Source organism: Mesorhizobium sp. P160927, from assembly GCF_057766385.1.
Genome location: NZ_JBYMDW010000001.1, coordinates 5,734,088 through 5,750,787, shown reverse-complemented (window position 1 = coordinate 5,750,787; position 16,700 = coordinate 5,734,088). Strand labels below are relative to the sequence as shown.

At 63.7% G+C, this 16,700-nt stretch carries 19 protein-coding genes; 2 read left to right on the top strand and 17 right to left on the bottom strand.

From position 1 onward, the window contains the following. Position 1 precedes the first annotated feature (1 nt). The 17 genes from fliF to AC3CB8_RS28080 form a co-directional block, all read right to left on the bottom strand. Positions 2-1,651 (bottom strand): flagellar basal-body MS-ring/collar protein FliF, encoded by a 1,650-nt coding sequence (gene fliF / locus AC3CB8_RS28160; RefSeq protein ID WP_023781317.1) that lies wholly within the window; start codon positions 1,649-1,651, stop codon positions 2-4. Positions 1,652-1,777: 126 nt separating this feature from the next. Beyond that, entirely contained in the window at positions 1,778-2,848 is a 1,071-nt protein-coding gene (locus AC3CB8_RS28155) for a flagellin N-terminal helical domain-containing protein (RefSeq protein WP_352563737.1), read from the bottom strand. 275 nt (positions 2,849-3,123) lie between these two features. Further along, positions 3,124-4,110, bottom strand: coding sequence for a flagellin N-terminal helical domain-containing protein (locus AC3CB8_RS28150; RefSeq protein WP_023770452.1), 987 nt, complete (start codon positions 4,108-4,110; stop codon positions 3,124-3,126). 207 nt (positions 4,111-4,317) lie between these two features. Continuing rightward, positions 4,318-5,049, bottom strand: a complete 732-nt coding sequence (fliP, locus tag AC3CB8_RS28145; RefSeq protein WP_023781318.1) for a flagellar type III secretion system pore protein FliP — start codon at positions 5,047-5,049, stop codon at positions 4,318-4,320. Further along, on the bottom strand, positions 5,046-5,537 hold the full coding sequence (locus tag AC3CB8_RS28140) for a flagellar basal body-associated FliL family protein (protein ID WP_023781319.1): 492 nt from the start codon (positions 5,535-5,537) through the stop codon (positions 5,046-5,048). Before AC3CB8_RS28140 ends, fliP begins: the two co-directional genes overlap by 4 nt. 20 nt (positions 5,538-5,557) lie before the next feature. Beyond that, positions 5,558-6,262 carry a flagellar basal body L-ring protein FlgH gene (gene flgH, locus AC3CB8_RS28135; RefSeq protein WP_352563738.1) on the bottom strand — a complete coding sequence of 235 codons (705 nt, stop codon included), beginning with the start codon at positions 6,260-6,262 and terminating at the stop codon, positions 5,558-5,560. Beyond that, complete coding sequence (locus tag AC3CB8_RS28130) at positions 6,259-6,846, bottom strand: MotE family protein (protein ID WP_352563739.1); 588 nt, start codon at positions 6,844-6,846, stop codon at positions 6,259-6,261. The genes flgH and AC3CB8_RS28130 overlap by 4 nt, the downstream gene beginning before the upstream one ends. A 2-nt stretch (positions 6,847-6,848) precedes the next feature. Further along, positions 6,849-8,090, bottom strand: coding sequence for a flagellar basal body P-ring protein FlgI (locus tag AC3CB8_RS28125; RefSeq protein ID WP_352574533.1), 1,242 nt, complete (start codon positions 8,088-8,090; stop codon positions 6,849-6,851). Then, positions 8,087-8,599 carry a flagellar basal body P-ring formation chaperone FlgA gene (flgA, locus tag AC3CB8_RS28120; RefSeq protein ID WP_023781322.1) on the bottom strand — a complete coding sequence of 171 codons (513 nt, stop codon included), beginning with the start codon at positions 8,597-8,599 and terminating at the stop codon, positions 8,087-8,089. Before flgA ends, AC3CB8_RS28125 begins: the two co-directional genes overlap by 4 nt. Before the next feature lie 6 nt (positions 8,600-8,605). Beyond that, positions 8,606-9,394 (bottom strand): flagellar basal-body rod protein FlgG, encoded by a 789-nt coding sequence (gene flgG, locus AC3CB8_RS28115; RefSeq protein ID WP_023770445.1) that lies wholly within the window; start codon positions 9,392-9,394, stop codon positions 8,606-8,608. A gap of 10 nt (positions 9,395-9,404) precedes the next feature. Further along, the gene (gene fliE / locus AC3CB8_RS28110; protein WP_023781324.1) at positions 9,405-9,728 is read right to left on the bottom strand and encodes a flagellar hook-basal body complex protein FliE; all 324 of its coding nucleotides are present in this window, start codon (positions 9,726-9,728) and stop codon (positions 9,405-9,407) included. Continuing rightward, positions 9,725-10,141 (bottom strand): flagellar basal body rod protein FlgC, encoded by a 417-nt coding sequence (gene flgC / locus AC3CB8_RS28105; protein ID WP_015315914.1) that lies wholly within the window; start codon positions 10,139-10,141, stop codon positions 9,725-9,727. Before flgC ends, fliE begins: the two co-directional genes overlap by 4 nt. Positions 10,142-10,143: 2 nt before the next feature. Continuing rightward, the gene (flgB, locus tag AC3CB8_RS28100) at positions 10,144-10,524 is read right to left on the bottom strand and encodes a flagellar basal body rod protein FlgB (RefSeq protein WP_015315915.1); all 381 of its coding nucleotides are present in this window, start codon (positions 10,522-10,524) and stop codon (positions 10,144-10,146) included. 72 nt (positions 10,525-10,596) lie between these two features. After that, positions 10,597-11,430 carry a hypothetical protein gene (locus AC3CB8_RS28095; RefSeq protein ID WP_352563741.1) on the bottom strand — a complete coding sequence of 278 codons (834 nt, stop codon included), beginning with the start codon at positions 11,428-11,430 and terminating at the stop codon, positions 10,597-10,599. After that, positions 11,411-12,826, bottom strand: coding sequence for a flagellar protein export ATPase FliI (fliI, locus tag AC3CB8_RS28090; RefSeq protein ID WP_023770442.1), 1,416 nt, complete (start codon positions 12,824-12,826; stop codon positions 11,411-11,413). The genes AC3CB8_RS28095 and fliI overlap by 20 nt, the downstream gene beginning before the upstream one ends. A gap of 1 nt (position 12,827) precedes the next feature. Further along, positions 12,828-13,553, bottom strand: a complete 726-nt coding sequence (gene flgF / locus AC3CB8_RS28085; RefSeq protein WP_023770441.1) for a flagellar basal-body rod protein FlgF — start codon at positions 13,551-13,553, stop codon at positions 12,828-12,830. A 2-nt stretch (positions 13,554-13,555) separates the two neighbouring features. Next, positions 13,556-14,677, bottom strand: coding sequence for a DUF1217 domain-containing protein (locus tag AC3CB8_RS28080; RefSeq protein ID WP_352563742.1), 1,122 nt, complete (start codon positions 14,675-14,677; stop codon positions 13,556-13,558). A 156-nt stretch (positions 14,678-14,833) separates the two neighbouring features. Here AC3CB8_RS28080 and motA point away from each other — a divergent pair, with 156 nt between their 5' ends. Next, positions 14,834-15,709, top strand: coding sequence for a flagellar motor stator protein MotA (motA, locus tag AC3CB8_RS28075; RefSeq protein WP_015315920.1), 876 nt, complete (start codon positions 14,834-14,836; stop codon positions 15,707-15,709). A 32-nt stretch (positions 15,710-15,741) separates the two neighbouring features. After that, positions 15,742-16,689 carry a FliM/FliN family flagellar motor switch protein gene (locus tag AC3CB8_RS28070; protein ID WP_023770439.1) on the top strand — a complete coding sequence of 316 codons (948 nt, stop codon included), beginning with the start codon at positions 15,742-15,744 and terminating at the stop codon, positions 16,687-16,689. The last annotated feature ends 11 nt before the right edge of the window (positions 16,690-16,700 follow it).

The following is a 16,700-nucleotide window of genomic DNA, read 5'->3' as shown; positions in this document are numbered from 1 at the left end:
TCTACGCCGCGACTTCCTGGGCCGCCCATTTGCGCAGGATCTGCGCGGTGCGTTCCTCGTTGATGTCGACCATGCGAGCAAGCCGCTCCTGCGGAGCCGGCCTGATCTTCTGGCGCAGATCGTCGAGCGGGGTGGCGCCGGCACGCGTGCCGGGCAGAGCGCCAATGGCGGCACCCGCATCGGCGGAAGCGGCCGCCTCCGGGGTGGGCAGGGAGCGCTGGACTTCATCGAAATTGGGGCCTGCTATAGCGGGCGTCGCCTTTGCCGTCAGCGCGGCCGCCATCGGCCGCAAGCCGAAGAAGGCGACCAGGAACACCACCACGATGAAGGCGCCGGCATTGATTAGCGTGCCGGCATGCTGGCCGATGGAATCGAGCATTCCCGCCTGTGGCACCGCCTCGCCGTCCAGCCCGTCGATGAACTCGACGGCCGAGACGTCGATGACGTCGCCGCGCTTGTCGTCGAAGCCGGTGGCGGAGCTGACCATCTTCTGGATTTCGGCGACGCGCTTGGCGATCTGGTCCGGTGTCGCATCCTTGCCCAGGATCGTCTTCAGCCGATCCTGGTTGACGACGACGGCGATCGACATCTTGGTGACGCTGTAGCCATTGGAGACGGTGGCGATCTTCTTGGAGTTGATCTCGTAGTTGGTGATCTCCTCCTTGCGGTCGTTGGCCGAGGAGGTCTGCGGACCCTCGGTGCTGGTCGCTTGGGTCTCCGGCAGGTTCTGCTCGACGCTGGCCGGGGTCGAGGCCTGTTTCTGGTTGCTGTTCTCGTTGGCGCGCACCGACTGCACCGAGCGCTCGACGCGGGACTCCGGATCGAAGATCGTCTCTTCGGTCTGGCGGGTGTCGGTGTTGACATCGGCTTTGACGCTGGCGCGGAAATTGTCGGGACCGAGATAGGGCGTAAGCGCGCGGCGGATGTTGTCGCCGATCTGCGCTTCCACGGTCTGCTCGACGCCGAGCGTGCGAGCGGCACTGGTGTTGGATGGGTCATCGCCCGCGGCCAGCAGATTGCCGTTGGAATCGAGCACCGTCACCTTGTCGGCCGACAGGCCAGGGACGGCGGCGGCGACGAGATGGCGGATCGACATGGCGCTCTTCTCCGCGTCGATGCCGGCGTAGCGGATGACGACCGAGGCCGAGGGCTGCTGTTCGTCGCGACGAAAATTGGCGCGCTCGGACATGACGATGTGGACCCGCGCCGCCTTGATACCCGATATTGACTGGATGGTGCGGGCGATCTCGCCTTCGAGCGCGCGCACCCGGGTGATCTGCTGCATGAAGGAGGTGAGGCCCATCGCGCCGACATTGTCGAACAGTTCGTAGCCGGCATTGGCGCTGGTCGGCAGGCCCTTTTCGGCAAGCAGCATGCGCGCCTGCGCCGTGGTGCCGGCCGGAACCAGCACGGAGGTTCCGTCGGCGCCGACGTCGAAGCCGATGCCGGCCTCGCCCAGCACCAGGCCGATCTGGTTCACGTCGGAGCGATCGAGCCCGACATAGAGCGTGTCGTAGGCCGGGCGGTTGAGGTAGACCGAGGCGATGCCGATGACGCCCATCACCAGGACGGCGATGCCCGCCAGCATGGCCAGGCGCCTGACGCCAAAGCCGCGGAGATTCGAGATGATGCTCTGGATCTGTTCCGGCACGATTGAGCGACTCCCAGCATGACTGTCCGCCGGAACACTAGCCCCCGAAGCTTGTGCGAAAATGAAATCGGGCCGCGCTTGCGGCGCGGCCCGTGATTTTCGGAGTATGCGTCAGCTACGCCGAGGTTAGCCGTTCTTGAACAGCGACAGGATCGACTGCGAGGAGCTGTTGGCGATCGACAGCGACTGGATGCCGAGCTGCTGCTGAACCTGCAGCGCCTGGAGGCGGGTCGATTCCTTGTTCATGTCGGCATCGACCAGCTGGCCGACGCCGCGATCGATTGAGTCCATCAGGCTCTGCGTGAAGGTCTTCTGCAGGTCGATGGAGCTCTTGGCCGCGCCGAGGATGGTGGCGGAGTCGGTCAACTGGCTCATGACCTTGTCGATCTTGCCGACCATCTGGTTGATGATGTCGTCGGTCACGCCGGCCGCGGTGATATCGAGATTGTAGGCGGAAACATTGTCGATCCTGGGAACCACCGCCCCGGCCGCGGTCTGGCCGGCGGTGTTGGCGGCAATGTCCGTGCCGCCGCCGGCGATTGCGGCCGCATAAGCGGTATCATACAGGTCCTGGGCCGCCGCCGTGGAATAGACCGAGGTCTGGCGGTCAAGTGTGCCCTGGTTCTTGACGGCGGTGGAGAGACCGGAATCGAACAGCTTGGTGCTCTCGACATCAATGTCGATCGTCCCGAGCGAGATGGCGCCCGACGATGAGCGATTGAAGGACGACACGATCTTGGCGTCTGCCTGGACGCCATCATTGGGGGCGGCGACCTGCGTAGATGTCACCGACAGATAATTCGAGCCCGAAAAGGTGGCGGCATCGGCAAAGGACTTCATCTGCGCCTGGAGCGCGGTGATTTCAGTCTGCGTCTTTGCCTTGGCGGCACCCGTCTGGCCAATGGTCGAAAGCAACTTGGTCTTGATCTTGCCGATCGTATCCAGCGCATTGTTCATGCCGGTATAGGCAGTGTCGACCTTCGAGGCGCCGAGGCCAAGCGCATCCTGGACTGTCGACAGCGCCTGGTTGTCGGAGCGCATCGTCGTGGCGATCGACCAATAGGCGGCGTTGTCGGAAGCCTCGGAGACCCTGTAGCCCGTCGAGATTCGGGCCTGCGTTTGCTCGAGCGACTTGTTGGTTGCGTTGAGGCTCTGAAGTGCGGTCAACGCCGCGGCGTTCGTCATGATGCTCGCCAAGAAACTCGCTCCTTTTCCAGACCGGTCTTTCTCAAACCGGCGTTGCCCTCGCGAGCCGCTCGACCCGCTCGTGGATTACCGTCACCCGATCGGGCCGATTCGGCAATCCGTTGTAAGTCATTGGTTAACCATGACTAGCGCGTTATGGTTAACGGCCTGTTAAAAGCCGGCCTTCGAGGGTTAAGAAACGGGGGTTGCGCGGAGCTGGAGCAAACGCAAAACGGGCCGCGCTTTTGGCGCGGCCCGTTTGCCTAGTTTGATTCGGTCGAAAGGGATCAGCCGCGGAAGAGCGACAGGATCGACTGCGACGAGCCGTTGGCGATCGACAGCGCCTGGACGCCGAGCTGCTGCTGGACCTGCAGGGCCTGGAGGCGGGTCGATTCCTTGTTCATGTCGGCATCGACGAGCTGGCCGACGCCGCGATCGATGGAGTCCATCAGGCTCGAGGTGAAGGTCTTCTGCAGGTCGATCGAGCTCTTGGCGGCGCCGAGCTTGGTGGCGGCGGTCGTCATGTCCTTGAGCGCGGCGTCGACAACCGTCATCATCTGCGAGATTTGAGCGTCGCTGGCGGCCGTAGTGCCCGAGAAGATGGCCAGGCTGGCGACCGAATAGGTATCGCCGGCAACGATAGCGCCGCCAATGGTCGGGGCCTGTGCTGTGGTGGTTGCAGCGCCAGTGGTGCCAAGACGGGCTGTGTCGAGGATGCCCTTGGCTGTCGGCGCTGCGCCGGCGTCATAGAGCTTGATGCTTTCCACGTTGACGTCGATCGTCGAGATCGAAACCGCGCCTGTGGCGCTGCGGTTGAAGGCCGAAACGACCTTCACGTCGGCCGCCGTGCCCGAAGCGGTGGACACCGAAAGCATGTTGGTGCCGGAGAAGGTGGCGCCATCGGCGTAGGCCTTCAACTGATCCTGCAGGGCCTTGATTTCGACCTGTGTCTTTTCCTTGGAGGCGTCGGTCTGACCATAGGACGCGGTCAGCTTCTGCTGGATCGTGTTGATGGTTGTGATCGCGCTGCTCATGCCGGTGTAGGCGGTGTCGACCTTCGAGGCGCCGAGGCCGAGCGAGTCCGAAACGGTGGACATGGCCTGATTGTCGGAGCGCATGGTGGTCGCGATCGACCAGTAAGCAGCGTTGTCCGAAGCCTGGGAAACGCGATAGCCCGTCGAGATGCGGGCCTGGGTGGTTGCGAGGTTGTTCTGGGTGGCGTTAAGGCTCTGCAGCGCCGTCAACGCGGCAGTGTTCGTCATGATACTGGACATGGCTACTCGTACCTTGTTTTTACACGGTGTTTTTTTGCATACCGGCTTTCCCGGTATGACGGAGCGGCATCATGCCAATGATCGTTATTTCCAATCACCCGCCATCTGCGAGGACTATGGCGGCAAGTCCCTACCAAACGACTAAACCGCACGGTTAATCGAAAATATTCCGAGAAAAATAGAACGGGCGCGGCTGACGCGGGAAGGTCAGGTGAAAGAGCGCACCAGGCTGCCGACGAGCAGGTTCCAGCCGTCGATCAGGACAAAGAACAGGATCTTGAACGGCAACGACACAACCGTGGGCGGCAGCATCATCATGCCCATCGCCATGGTGATGGTGGCCACGATCAGGTCTATGACCAGGAATGGCAGCACGATCAGGAAGCCGATCTCAAAGCCGCGCCGGATTTCGGAGATCATGAAGGCAGGCACCAGGATGCGCAGGTCGACCGTCTCTTTTGCAACGGTCTGGCCGCGTTCGCGGGCGAGGTCGGCGAAAAGGTCGAAATCCTTGTCGCGCACATTGTGCAGCATGAAGGTGCGGAACGGATCGGAAATCTTCTCGAAGGCCTCTGTCTGGCTGATCTGATTGTCCATCAACGGCTTGACGCCAGTGTTCCACGCCTGATCGAAGGTCGGCGCCATGACATAGAAGGTCATGAACAGCGACAGCGAAATGAGGATGAGGTTCGCCGGCGTCGATTGCAGGCCGATGCCGGCACGCAGGATCGAGAAGGCGATGACGAAGCGGGTGAAGCTGGTCACCATGATCAGCAGCCCCGGCGCCACCGACAGCACGGTAAGCAGGCCGAACATCTGGATGATGTAGCCGACGGTGGCGCCATCGGCCTTGCCGATACCGCCAAGGTCCAGTTGCTGGGCCGCCGCGACGGAGGTGGCGGCACCGATCAGTGCCGCGGCAAGAAGGAGTTTTCTCATTCGAGCAGCAATGTCCTGACGAGAACCTGTTTGACGTGTCCCTGACTGCGGATCGAGGCGCGTTCGTCGAGATCGGCCTTCAGGTGCTGGTAGCCGCTGGCGCCCTCGATCTGGTGCATCTTGAGGGTACGCACGAAGGCCAGAAGATCCTGCTGGACGTCCTCCGCCATCGCCGGCGGCTGCGGAGCGTCGTAGACCACGGAGACTTCCATCCTGATCCAAGTGTCCGCGGGTGAGGCGATGTTGGTGGTGATCGGCGCCAGCGCGACGACCGTCGGCCCCGCGCCTGCTTGTTGGGCTTCGGGCTGGGGTGGCTTGCCCTCGTTCTCAGGCGCGCCTGGCACCGACGATGGTGCGCCGACGCCCTTGAGATAGCCGCCCGACATCCAGCCCATGCCGATGGCGGCGGCCGTCACCACGAGCAGCATGGCGCCCTGCACGGCAAGAGAAGGAGCCTTGCGAGGCTGAACCTGATCGACATTGGCCATGGCGCTACGCTCTCCAATGCCTAGAACGGAAGAACCTGGTCGAGAACCTGCTGGCCATAGGCCGGCTGCTGGACCTCGCTGACGCGGCCACGGCCGCCATAAGAGATGCGCGCCTCGGCGATGCGTTCATAGGAGATGGTGTTTTCCGCGCCGATGTCCGACGGGCGCACCATGCCGGCGATGGTGAGCACCCTGAGCTCGTAGTTGACGCGCACCTCCTGGGACCCCCTGATCATCAGATTTCCGTTGGGCAGGACCTCGGTAACGACGGCGGCGACGTTGAGCTCCAGGTTTTCGGAGCGCTTGACTTCGCCGTCGGCGTTGGTTTCGGTGCTGGAACTCAAGCCGGCGTCGCCCTTGCCGCTGGTGCTGTTGCCTTCCCATCCGAGCGTGACGTCATAGCCCAGCTTACGTGCGGCGGTGCGGCTCCGGTCGTTCTGGTTCTTGAAGTTGGCCTTGTCGTTGAGCTTGATCCTGACGGTCAAGATGTCGCCTTCGCGCAGCGCCCTGGGATCGGTGAAAAGCCGGCTCTGGCGGTCGTCCCACAAAGAGAACTTCTTGATCGGAGCGGCGGGCGGCTGGGGATAGCTGTAGGGTGCTGCCCCGTCGCCGGCGATGCCCGAACCGACCGGCGACAGCGATGGTTCCCTACCGATTTCCTTTAAGTTGGTTGCGCAGCCGGACAAGGCCGCGGCCGCGCACAGGATGAGCATTCTGCGGATCATGACGGATCTACCCTTCGGGCTGCGCTGGCCATGATGCCGGTGAGCGTCGCCGCCGCCTTCTGGTCCATTTCGTTAAGGATGACACCCGCCTTGCGTGAATCGAGCTTCATCAGGATAGCCGCGGCGAGGTCCGCATTGACGATCGCCAGGCGTTCGGCCGCCGCATCGGGCTTCATGCCGGCATAGATCTTGACGACGCCGTCCTCGGCCCGGGCCAGAAACACCTCGCGCCGCTTCAACCAGGTTTCGTATTCGGCTTTTTTTGCGTCCAGCGCCTTCATGCGCTCGTCGATGCCTGCCTGCAGCTGCTTCAACTCCTCCGCCTGCAAGGCGTAGCGGCGGTCGCGCGCGGCATCGGCGATGTTGGAACAGAAGCGCTCGATCTCGCTCTGGTCCGGCGCCTTTTCTCGTGTCAGTTGCTGCGGTGCGATCCCGGGCTGCGCTCCGGGCATGATCTGACGAACGACATCCTCGCCGCGTGCGCCGCTGCTCGAAACGGACATGGCCGCGATGACCGCGGCGGCGAACACGATTGCGCGCGGAGGGCGTCCTTGATGGGATGAGATGGAGATGATCATCGGCATCGCTATTGGAGAACCAGATCGGCTTGCAAGGCGCCGGCCGACTTGATGCCTTGCAGGATGGCAATGATGCCGTCCGGCTTGACGCCGAGACGGTTGAGGCCGGAAACGAGAGTTTGCAGGTCGGGCCCGTCGAGCACGGCTACGCGGGCGTTGGGCCGGCTGGCATCGATGGCTGTGAACGGTTCGACGGCGGTTTCGCCCTTCGAGAAGGGTTCGGGCTGCACGACGCGCGGCGCTTCCGTAATGCGCACTGTCAGTGTGCCGTGGCTGATGGCGACACGTGAGATCTTGACGTCGTTGCCGATGACGATGGTACCGGTGCGCTCGTCGATGACGACGCGGGCCGGCGTGTCGGACTCGACCACCAGATTCTCGATCTCGGCATAGAAGCGGGCCGCCGAAACGCTCTTCGGCCGCCTGATCTGCACGGTGCGGGAATCGCGCTCCGCGGCCACGCGAATGCCAAAGCGCTGGGCGGTGTAGTCGTTGATCGCGTCTGCGATGCGGATGGCGGTCGAAAAATCGGGATTGCGCAATTGCAGCGTCAGCGTCGACTGGTCATCGAACTCAGCCTTCACCTGCCGCTCGACTATGGCCCCGTTCGGCACCCGGCCGGCGGTCGGTACGCCTTGCGTCAATTGCTGGGCCTGGCCCTGGGCAGTGAAGCCGGAGACGATCACCGCGCCCTGGCCGACCGCGTAAATCTCGCCGTCCGCCGCCTTCAGCGGCGTCATGATCAGCGTGCCGCCGGCAAGCGAGGTGGCGTCGCCCATCGAGGAGACGTCGATGTCGATGCGGGCGCCGGACTGCACATATGGCGGCATATTGGCGGTGACGATGACGGCGGCGACGTTCTTGGCGCGTGCGCTGCCGCCTTCGGTGGCGATGCCGAGATTTTCGAGCATGGCGCGGATCGACTGTTCGGTGAATGGCGAATTGCGCAGGCTGTCGCCGGATCCGGCCAGCCCGATGACGAGGCCGTAGCCGACGAGCTGGTTGTCGCGCGAGCTCTGCAGCTGCGCGATGTCCTTGATGCGCGAGGCGACCTGGCCTGGCGGCAGTGAACTCGGCCCGGGCGATACGCGGAACATCCGCGTGGTGGTGGCGGGATCATATTCCGGATCGTCGTAGACACCGCCATTCCTGGCGGCGAGTTCGCGCTTGGCCTTGGGCGTCAAGCCATCGGCCAGCGCCGGCTGCAGGCCAAGGGCCGCCGCGAGCAGGAGGGCAAAAGGGCGCATCATGAAGCGCCGACCTGGATGGTGCCGTCGGCCATCACCGTGCCGGAGAGTATCTTGCCGCTGTCGCTGTTGCGGACCTTGATGAAATCGCCCGCCGAGCCCGGCTGCAAGGTCACGGCGGTGGCCGTGATCGTCAGCCCGCCGGCGACGAAGTAGACCTGCACGGCGGCACCCTGCTCGACCAGCCAGGCCTCACGAACCGCGGCTGAAGGAATGTAGCGGCCGGGAAGCAGCGTGCGCTTGGCGATCTTGCCCTGCAGTTCCTCGGAACGGGTCGCAACAGCATCGGGCTTGTGCTTGCCGGGGATCAGAGTGACCTGCTTCAGGGCGGCGAGTTCGATAGTCTCGCCGGGATAAATGACCCGGTTGGGGATCAGCACGACCTCGCCAGCAGGTTGGTTGCTGGCGATCTGGTTGGCCGAGTCCTGGGCGAAAGCCGGCATGCCGCCGGCCACCAGCGCAAGGAACAGCGCGGTGCGACGGAATGCGGAGCAGGAGATCGGCATGGCCATCATCCGTTACCTGATGTTCTTGGAGACGACGGAGGCCATGTCGTCGGCGGCCTGGATCACCTTGGAATTCATCTCATAGGCACGCTGCGCCGAGATCAGCTCGGTGATCTCCTTGACCGGGTCGACGTTGGAAGCCTCGAGATAGCCTTGCTGGATGGTGGCGAAGCCGGGATCGCCGGGCACGCCGACATTGGCAGGGCCGGAGGCTGTCGTTTCCTGGAACAAATTGTCGCCGAGGGGTGCCAGGCCTGCCTCGTTGGCGAAGTTGGCGATCTGAAGCTGGCCGAGAGTCTGCAGGTTGGTCTGGCCGTCGATGCGGGCAAAGACCTGGCCGGTCTTGTTGACGATCACCTCGACCGCATTGGTCGGTACGGTGATGGCCGGAATGACACTGGCGCCGTCCACCGTCACCAACTGGCCGGTGGCGTTGGTGTTGAAGGCGCCGGCGCGGCTGTAGAGCGTGCCGCCATCGGCGCCCTCGATCTGGAACCAGCCCCTGCCGGTCAGCGCCATGTCGAAACTGTTGCCGGTGCTGGTCAGTTCGCCCTGGGTGTGGACGTTGCGCACGGCGGTTGTCTTGACGCCGAGACCGATCGAAACGCCTTCCGGCACCAGCGAGGCGTTGGACCGGTTGGGGACGCCTTGCGTACGGTCGACCTGGTAGAGCAGGTCGGAGAATTCGGCGCGCGCGCGCTTGTAGCCGGTGGTGTTGATGTTGGCGATGTTGTTGGCGATGACCTCTAGATTGGTCTGCTGGGCATTCATGCCGGTGGCGGCGATGGCGAGTGCTTTCATGGCCTGCTCCTCAGATGCCCATGCGACTGACTTCGAGATAGGCCGAGACCACCTTGTCGCGGATGGCGACGGCGGTCTGCAGCGCCTGCTGGGCGCTCATCACGGCATCGACCACCTGGCGGGTGTCGGCCTCGCCCTTGAGCGCCTGCATCGACACCTGCTCGGCATTCTGCATGGTGCTGACGGTCTTGGAGGCAGCCTGGCTCACCGCTTCGGCGAAGGAGGTGCCAAGGTTGCCCGATGCCGCCGGCGCAACGCCACCCTGCAGCAGATCGGTGGCTGTATCGCCCAGCCCAGGCTTCAGGTTAAGCGCGCCTATGCCGTTGACGATCATTGATTCCTCATCAGGTCGATGGTCATTGAAATGAGATCACGCGCCTGCTTCACGACTTGCAGGTTGGCCTCGTAGGAGCGGTTGGCCTCGGTCATGTCGGCCATCTCGATCAGCACGTTCACATTGGGCATCTTGACGTAGCCCTTGTCGTCGGCGGCCTCGTTACCCGGCTGGAATTCGACGGGAAAATTGCTGGGGTCGCGGTCGATCGAATTCACCTCCACCGTCGAGCTGCCGGAGGCCCGGTCGAGTTCGGAGACGAAGCTGATGGTCTTGCGGCGATACGGGTCGGCGCCCGGCGTCGTGCCTGTCGACTGGGCGTTGGCGAGGTTTTCCGAAACCACGCGCAGGCGCTCGGACTGAGCGCCAAGGCCTGATGCTGCGACTTTGAGGGCTGCGGTCAGTGCGTCCATGGTCAGCTCTTCACCGCCATCATCATCATTGAGTGGAATGCCTTGACGATGGCCGTGTTGAGTTCGAAGGAGCGGCGCACCTCGCCGGCCTTGAGAAGCTGGTCTTCAAGCACGACCGTGTTCTTGGAGGGCATGACCACCCCGTCGTCTTCCTGCGGCTTGATGGAGAAGCCGGCATTGGTCGCCGCGGTGCCAAGATGGCCGGGCTCGGTGATCTGGAGCGACACGGCGGTGCGGTCGAGCACCTTCTCGAACGGCTCGACATCGTTTGCCGTGTAGCCCGGCGTGTTGGCATTGGCGATGTTGCCGGCGACCGCCGACTGACGCACGGACAGCCACTGCGCTTGCTTGGCGGCGAGGTCGAAAAGGGAAACAGGCTCCATGGGAATCTCCGGGCATGTGCCCAAAGACTAGGACGCCAGTCTTGCGCGGACCTTGCGATCGGTCGTGGCGGCTTATCTGGACAGCTCGATCACATGGTTGGCGCTGGTGAGCATGACCCATTTGCCGTTGCGCTGCTCGATCGCCGATACCTTGCTGGAATCCGGCAGCGTCGAACCGCGCTGGACCATCCACAGGCCGGTGTCGTCCTCGATCATGGCGCGGCCATTGGCGACATGGACCATGCGGAATTTCGCGATGTCTGCGGGGAAGGGCTGGTCGCCGGGCGGCTGCGTTTTGGAATCGTCTTGCACCGTGCCGGTGGCAAGCAGATCAACATCGGCATTGGGAACGTCCCTGTCGGTCAGCGGCGCGCTGCGCTCGGCGACCACGCCACCCCCCGCACGTCCCGAATTGGTGCCGGTGCCGCCGAACTTGATCGCCTGCACGCCGAACTGGTCCTGGTTAAAGAAGATGTACCAGGGAAACAGGGCGCAGGTCAGGCCGAGCGCGATGCCGAGCGCGGCGATGACGATGTCGCTGCGACGGTCCGCCTTCTTCTTGCCCAGTCTGGGGAATTGCGGCTTTGGCGGCTGCGGCCATTCGCCGGCGGCAAACAGGCCGTCGATCAGCGATTCACGACTGGCTTGCGCCAAATCGGCAGCCTCGCGGGGAAGGGAATTCATACGGGGCTTGGCGGTCCGGGCCGGAAAAGGCTCGGATCTGGGGAGAGCCGGCTTCACGGCCCTGGCCAGAACAAGCGCGGTCCGGGCAGCCATGGCGCCGGCGGCGTTTGCCCTGGCGACCCTGGCCTCCTCCGCTCGAGCCTGCTCCGCGGCGTTCGCTTCGGCGATCATCTCGTTCAGGAGGCGCTCGGTGTATTGGCGTTCAGTCTCCTGGTTCGGCATTCTGCTTTCCCTTGAGATGGCGGGCAAGATCGGAGAACGGATCGGCGGACGGACGGTCCCTGGGCGATTGCGTCAGCGCCTCATAGATGACGGGCACCTGGCGCACGGCCATGTCGAGCTCAGCGTCGACGCCGCCCTGATAGGCGCCGAGCAGCCGGATGTCGCGCGTGTCCTCGAAGCGGGATATCATCGACTTCAGCCGCGTCACTAGGGCTCGCTGCTCGACGCTCCAGGCCTTGCCGGCCAGTCGCGAGATGGACGACAGCGGATTGACGGGCGGATAGCGGCCCTGTTCGGCGATCGCGCGGTCGAGCACGACATGGCCGTCGAGGATGCCGCGCACCGAATCGGCGACCGGATCGTTGTGATCATCGCCGTCGACCAGCACGGAAATGATGGCCGTGATCGATCCCTTGCCTTCCAATCCTGGGCCTTCGGTTCCAGGCCCGGCGCGCTCGAGCAACTTGGGCAGTTCGGTGAAGACCGAGGCGGGATAGCCGCGGGCAACCGGCGGCTCCCCTGTTCCCGTCGCCACCTCGCGCAGGGCGTGAGCGAAGCGGGTGATCGAATCAAGCACCAGCAGCACACGGTGGCCCTGGTCGCGAAAATGCTCGGCGACGCGCATGGCGGTGTCGGGCGCGCGCCGGCGCATCATGGCGCTCTCGTCGCTGGTGGCGACGACGGCCACTGTCTTGGCCATGCTGTCGCCGATCGTATCCTCGAGGAATTCGCGGACCTCGCGGCCGCGTTCGCCGATCAGCGACACGACGACGGTGTCGAACGCGTCGGCGCCGGCGAGCATGGCAAGCAGTGTCGACTTGCCGACGCCCGATCCGGCGAAGACCCCCATGCGCTGGCCGAAGCAGAGCGGCGTGAAGATGTCGATGACCTTGACGCCGGTCATGAAGGCGGTTCCGACGCGCTGCCGCGCCATGGCGCCGGGTGTCGCGGCGATAGCCGACATGTCGTCACCCCTGACCAAGGGCGGGCCACCGTCGATTGCCCGGGTGAGCGCGTCGATGGCGCGGCCGCGCCATGAGGCATGCGGCGCCACCGCGAGCGGACCCCTCCGGAACACGGCATCGCCGATGCCGGCGTCGGCGCTGCGTTCGAAGGGGGCGATCACAACCTCGTCACGGCTGATCTTGACGATCTCGCCGCGGCGCGAGCCGGACTGGCCGCGCTGCTCGACGATGTCACCCAGCCTGGTGAAATCGGAAAGGCCGCGCACCTTGTAATGCGTTGAAGTGACTTCGGTGACGAGCCCGCCGCGCTTGACCAGCCCGTCGCTGTCGCCAAAGCGCCTTATAATTCGTTCCAAAGCGGCAAGCCGATCCAGCGGCGCCGGCTGGAGCTGTCTTTCGGGTGCGCGGAGGGCTGGCTGCTCTGACGACATGCTACGACTTCGAGCCGAGCGTCTTTATCGCCTCCTCGGCGGAGGAATCGGTCTGCCGCATCAGCGCGGCAGTGTTCTCGAAGGCGCGCTGGACCATGATCAGCCGGGTCATTTCCAGCACGGGATTGACGTTGGATTCCTCGAGGAAACCCTGGGCGACGCCGATGTCGGAGCGGTCGGTGACCGGTTCGGGCGTGCGTGCGGGCACAATGCCGGAATTGCCGTAGCGCACGAAATTCTCGCCCGGGTCGAAATTGTAGAGGCCGATCGAGCCGACGAGCTGTTCGTTCTGGCGCAGCGAGCCGTCGGCACCGGCCTTGGGCGGACCGTTGCGGGGATCGAGCTGGATCGGCGCCCCGCCGGCGTCGAGAACGGGATGGCCCTCGACCGACATCAGCTCGCCATTCTCGTTCATCGAGAAACGGCCGTCGCGGGTCATGACGGTGCCCACTGGCGTGTCGATGGCGAACCAGGCGTCGCCCTGGATGGCGAAATCGAACGGGCTGCCGGTCTCCGTCATGGCGCCGTGAGCCCCCGACAGAAAGGTCTTGCCGGAGGAGGCGAACGAAACCGACTTCTGCCCTGCGCCAGACACCACGTCCTCGAACTTCACGCCGGTGGCGCGAAAGCCGACGGTGCTGGCGTTAGCGACGTTGTCGGCGATCGTGTCGAGCCGGCGCTCGAGGGCTATCTGCGCGGAGAGGGCGACGTAGAGACTGTCTCGCATGATCAGAACTTCAGTCTCTGCATGGCCATCATCAGGTCGGTGGAGATGCCCGATGTGACGGGTTGCGCGAACAGCACACTGACCGATGTCACGGCCGTCGATGTCGGGTTGTTGATCTCGTACATGCTGGTGAAGCGGGTCAGGAACTTGTTCAGTTTGACCGGGTCCGTGAAATCCGAGATGTCGAGCTTCTGCCCAAACAACTGCGCCTGCTTGTCGATGTCGGCGGTGGCGAAGGAATCGGGGAGCCCAAGCGCGGTACGCACCACGCTGGCAAGCGCCGTGTCGGCGAGTACGTCGTACCAACTGGTGATGTCGGGCGCCTTGCGCTGGAAGTAGAGCGCCAGCCGCACGCCCTCATTGGTCTGGCCGGCATCCTCTTCCAGCGTCTGGCGCATGTATTTGTCGACGGTCGGCTGCTGCGCCGGATTGATGGTGGTGGCGTTCTCGCCGTACTGCTCGAAGTTAAAGGCTGAGGCCAGTGCCGCGTAAGCCGGATCCGTCTGCTTATTGGCGACGCTGTTGGGGTCGCGCACGCCACCTTGCAAGACCTGCTTGATGAGATCCTTGTTCTCCGTCGCCGAATCGAGACCGAACGCTGCCAGCGCGTAGGTGTAGAGCCGGCTGTTCGAGATCAGGTCGTCAACGGATTTCACCTTGGTAATGTTGGCGAGATAATATGTCGTCTCGCCCTTCACATAGTCCGAATTCGGGTCGAGGCCGGCGATCTGCGCCTGCGTGGCATAGTTCTTGGTCACCAACTGCTGCGCCTTGTTGTAGATCGTCGCATTGGGGCCGTTGGCGGCGAAATTGAAGGCGCTGACGAACGCGGCGTAGCGCTTGTCGGTCAGTTTGTTGGCAAAACTGTCGGGATCTGAGACGCCTTCCTTGAGCGCCTTCACCATGAACGCCTTGGCGTAGTCCATGTTCTCCAGGCCGTAGGCCTTCATGGCGTATTTGAACAGCCGATCATTTTTGACGAAATCGTCGATCGATTTCACCTTGGTGATGTTGGCGAGATAATATCGGGTATCGCGGTCGACCGTCGGCTGTTGCTCGATGCGGTCGATCGACTTGTTGATGTCTTTGGTGATCAACTGGTAGCTGGTATAGGTACTGAGCAAGGACGCGCCTCCGGCCGAAGCTATGCCAGCACAATAAGCTCACTTCCTTGCGCGAAACTGAATCGCCAACTTTCGTTCCATGGCGGCTCGAATTCAAGCCTCACACAAGGCACGGGGACTATCCCTTGTCGGACGTGAAATGCGGAAGGACCGGTCGTGGGCATTCTGATTGGACTTGTGGTGACGCTTGGCTGCGTCCTAGGCGGCTTCATGGCCATGGGCGGGCATCTGCACGTGCTGGTGCAGCCATGGGAAGCCGTGGTCATCTGCGGCGCCGCACTCGGCACCTTCCTGGTCGCCAATCCGATGAAGACGGTCAAGGATACCGGCAAGGGCATTCTGGAGGCCTTCAAACAGGCGGTTCCGAAGGAGCAGGACTATCTGGAAACGCTCGGCGTGCTGCACAGCCTGATGCGCGAGTTGCGCTCCAAGTCGCGCAGCGAGGTCGAGGCGCATATCGACAATCCGGAGGAGTCGGCGATCTTCCAGGCCTTTCCTACCGTGCTCAAGAATCACGATTTGATGAATTTCATCTGCGACTACTGCCGCATCATCATCATCGGCAATGCCCGCTCACACGAGATCGAGGCGCTGATGGACGAGGAAATCCAGACCATCAAATCCGACAAGATGAAGGCCTATCACGCGCTGGTCGCGGTCGGCGACGGCCTGCCGGCGCTCGGCATCGTCGCCGCCGTGCTCGGCGTGGTCAAGGCGATGGGCGCGCTTGACCAGTCGCCGGAAATCCTCGGCGGCCTGATCGGCGCAGCGCTGGTCGGCACCTTTCTCGGCATCTTCCTGTCCTATGCGGTGGTCGGACCTGTCGCCACCAAGATCAAGACGGTGCGCGAGAAGAAGAACCGCCTCTACATCATCGTCAAGCAGACGCTGCTCGCCTACATGAACGGCGCGCTGCCGCAGGTGGCGATCGAGTTCGGCCGTAAGACCATCTCCTCCTATGAACGGCCGACCATCGACGCCGTCGAACAGAGCACCATGAACACCGGCAGCGCCGAGAAGAAGGCCGCCTGAGCGATGCGCGACAGATCGGTGCCAAAACTGTCATGACGAGTCCGGGCAGCCCCTCGCAGGCGCGTTCGTTGATCATCGAGCGTCTGGTCGGCGACAGCGGTGAGACCGATCAGGTCGTCGCCGCCGGCCGTGCCATGGCCGAACGCGCCGTGCCGCTGCTGCAGAAGGGGCTCTCGGGCGAGCTCGGCATTCCCGTGATTGTCGACCTCAAGGCCGTCGAGGTCAGCCGCGTCCCGGAGGCGCGCTCGCGCGCCGGTGACAATTTCGCGATGACCGTCGTCGGCTCGCCGGCGTCCTCGGACGCGATGACACTCGTCATGGATGCTCCCGCAATCGCGATCATGGTCTCCACCCTGTTCGGCGGCGACCCGGATATGCCGGTGTCGCCGATCGAGCGCGAACTGTCGTCGATCGAGGCCGACGTCTCGACCATGGTGCTCCAGGAAGTGGCGCAGGCGCTGAATGGATCGGGGCGGCGCTCGCTCGAACTGCGGCTGCCCGCACCGCGCGCCATGTCGGGGATCGAGGCCAGGCGGCACGTGTTGCGCGACGGTGCCGCGATCCGCATCGTCCTTGGCATCTCGACGCCGGTCGACAGCGGTTCGATCACCGTGACGATGCCGCAGCGCATCGTTCTGGCAGGCCGCGATGCCACGGCCAGCATCAGCGAGGACGATCATGGAACCAGTTGGCGGGCACGCTTTTCGGAAGAGGTGATGCGCTCGACCGTAGCGCTCGAAGCCACCATGCCGCTGGCGCGGCTGACGCTGGGCGACCTCGCCAACCTCGAAGTGGGCCAGGTCATCGACTTCGAAGAGACGGCACAATCGCGGGCTCGCCTCGGCGCACGCGGCCAGACGCTGTTCGTATGCGAGTTCGGCAAACTGGGGCAGAATTACACCGTCCGAATCAGGCATCCCTTCGATGCCGGGCAGGATTTCATCGATGGGCTCATGCCGGCTGGTGCCGGGCGCGCCTGAGCTTTTGGAGA

Excerpts from the sequence above, each read along its gene's own strand:
- AC3CB8_RS28150 (WP_023770452.1), bottom strand. The coding sequence starts at position 4,110 with ATGTCCAGTATCATGACGAACACTGCCGCGTTGACGGCGCTGCAGAGC.
- fliP (WP_023781318.1), bottom strand. The coding sequence starts at position 5,049 with ATGAGAAAACTCCTTCTTGCCGCGGCACTGATCGGTGCCGCCACCTCC.
- AC3CB8_RS28140 (WP_023781319.1), bottom strand. The coding sequence starts at position 5,537 with ATGGCCAATGTCGATCAGGTTCAGCCTCGCAAGGCTCCTTCTCTTGCC.
- flgH (WP_352563738.1), bottom strand. The coding sequence starts at position 6,262 with ATGATCCGCAGAATGCTCATCCTGTGCGCGGCCGCGGCCTTGTCCGGC.
- AC3CB8_RS28130 (WP_352563739.1), bottom strand. The coding sequence starts at position 6,846 with ATGCCGATGATCATCTCCATCTCATCCCATCAAGGACGCCCTCCGCGC.
- AC3CB8_RS28125 (WP_352574533.1), bottom strand. The coding sequence starts at position 8,090 with ATGATGCGCCCTTTTGCCCTCCTGCTCGCGGCGGCCCTTGGCCTGCAG.
- flgA (WP_023781322.1), bottom strand. The coding sequence starts at position 8,599 with ATGGCCATGCCGATCTCCTGCTCCGCATTCCGTCGCACCGCGCTGTTC.
- flgG (WP_023770445.1), bottom strand. The coding sequence starts at position 9,394 with ATGAAAGCACTCGCCATCGCCGCCACCGGCATGAATGCCCAGCAGACC.
- fliE (WP_023781324.1), bottom strand. The coding sequence starts at position 9,728 with ATGATCGTCAACGGCATAGGCGCGCTTAACCTGAAGCCTGGGCTGGGC.
- flgC (WP_015315914.1), bottom strand. The coding sequence starts at position 10,141 with ATGGACGCACTGACCGCAGCCCTCAAAGTCGCAGCATCAGGCCTTGGC.
- flgB (WP_015315915.1), bottom strand. The coding sequence starts at position 10,524 with ATGGAGCCTGTTTCCCTTTTCGACCTCGCCGCCAAGCAAGCGCAGTGG.
- AC3CB8_RS28095 (WP_352563741.1), bottom strand. The coding sequence starts at position 11,430 with ATGCCGAACCAGGAGACTGAACGCCAATACACCGAGCGCCTCCTGAAC.
- fliI (WP_023770442.1), bottom strand. The coding sequence starts at position 12,826 with ATGTCGTCAGAGCAGCCAGCCCTCCGCGCACCCGAAAGACAGCTCCAG.
- flgF (WP_023770441.1), bottom strand. The coding sequence starts at position 13,553 with ATGCGAGACAGTCTCTACGTCGCCCTCTCCGCGCAGATAGCCCTCGAG.
- AC3CB8_RS28070 (WP_023770439.1), top strand. The coding sequence starts at position 15,742 with ATGACGAGTCCGGGCAGCCCCTCGCAGGCGCGTTCGTTGATCATCGAG.